The sequence below is a fragment of the Citrobacter sp. wls613 genome (assembly GCF_005281195.1).
Classification (GTDB): domain Bacteria; phylum Pseudomonadota; class Gammaproteobacteria; order Enterobacterales; family Enterobacteriaceae; genus Citrobacter; species Citrobacter gillenii.
This window is the reverse complement of sequence record NZ_SZXN01000031.1, coordinates 7957-9456: the sequence shown is the minus strand read 5'-3', so window position 1 is coordinate 9456 and position 1500 is coordinate 7957. Positions and strand designations below refer to the sequence as shown.

General features: G+C 44.9%; 2 protein-coding genes. Both read right to left on the bottom strand.

Annotation, left to right across the window (positions count from 1 at the left end; translation table 11 throughout):
• Nucleotides 1-93: 93 nt before the first annotated feature.
• Nucleotides 94-798: a hypothetical protein gene (locus FDX01_RS04535; RefSeq protein ID WP_137399310.1), complete on the bottom strand. Its 705-nt coding sequence runs from the start codon at nt 796-798 to the stop codon at nt 94-96.
• 1 nt (nt 799) lies between these two features.
• Nucleotides 800-1500, bottom strand: a 701-nt coding sequence (locus FDX01_RS23490) for a ubiquitin-activating E1 FCCH domain-containing protein (RefSeq protein WP_283205032.1), incomplete at its 5' end; no start/stop codon positions are given.

The following is a 1500-nucleotide window of genomic DNA, read 5'->3' as shown; positions in this document are numbered from 1 at the left end:
GTGTTGTGCCTGCCACCCCGACAGATACCAACCAGAGTATTTTATTCATCATTATCCCCAGACCTTATGAAAGATTCCTGAATATTACACTACTCACCCAACGATAGTCACCGTTACTGGCTGGTAAAACGGCATGTGAAGCAGGCCGCTATCGAATGCCTGTTTGAACAAAGATGCATAGTCATATTCGTTACTTTTTATAAGAACACTGGATTTTTGATTGTATGACCGACTGTTAAATGACTGAGTATTGTAAAGTGATGACGAGGTTAGTTTTCTGAACCCTTTAATAATGGAAATACTGGCCCTTTCTCCAGAGAAAAGCACTGAGATACTCCAGTGCTGATCGTTCGTTACGTCAACGCCATCGACCCCGTTCAGGAATCGCATAATACGACGCTTCAGCCATGGTATCGTGAAGTAAAAACCATCTCCTTTATAGAAATTCCACGTCATGATCCTCTTGAACAGGTCGTCAGAAACAATAACCTGTTCTGACTGGTTTATCACTTTGCGTGTGTTAAATGGCGCGCTGTTAAAAGTAAGTGTATTGAATGGCCCGCTGATAATCTGACGACCGCTTGAAAGAACAGGGGGCTTGACCCCGTAAATTCCACGCGCTATCCATCTGAGCTGGTCTCCTGCATTGTATCCGCCGACGAATATTGGCAAATTAGCATTCTTCATCCAGTCATAGACGTTTTTTGCCATCGCGTTATACGCAGTCACGAAAGCACGGATATTGTCATCATCATTGTACTGCGTGTACAGGTACGACCGGATAATATCCTCAAGCATCTTATGCTCCGTCAACGGTTACGCCATCAGACGCAATATAGAAGTAACTGAACGGGTCGCCGCTTATGATGTTAGTGTTTGGGTCTACGGGAGTAATTGCACCGTTAACCGTCACAATAACATTCAATTTCGTGATTAAGCTCATATCAAGAACAGAATTAACAGACTGAAGAAATGTATCTTTCAGATTGTTAACATTCAGTGGCTTTCCGGCGTAAATCCCGTTTATGTACTGAATAACAGGCACTGAAACCAGCGACAACACAGTTGCATCGGTAAGGTAGTTAGCTCCTTCAGTTCCCCATTCAAATCTTATCGTTACCTGCTGCTGTAGAGGAATTACTACCGGGATAAAGTAGTTATCCGGCCAGTCATTAACCGTAACCATGTTATTTCTGACGTTCGGAGTTACCTCTCCGCCACTCATCCATGGACCCGCTGCTGTGGTGTTGATTCCGATTGAAAATGTATGCGGCGTAAGAACCGTCGCAATCAGCGGTACGTTATTAATTCCTGACATACCGTTCACACCAGTGATATTTATCACCTGTCCACTGGTAAGGCCATGGGTGATCCCTGTGGTCACCACGCCAGGGTTAGCATTCGTGATGCCCGTAACGTCTACTGTCGTCCCTTTCAGCCTGCTGATATCGCCAGCTGAATTAAAAATCGCCCCAGCCATTTCATAAATATCGCCGCCGC

Bases quoted from the DNA above. Each gene is read 5' to 3' on its own strand.
- FDX01_RS04535 (WP_137399310.1), bottom strand. From the start codon at position 798: ATGCTTGAGGATATTATCCGGTCGTACCTGTACACGCAGTACAATGAT.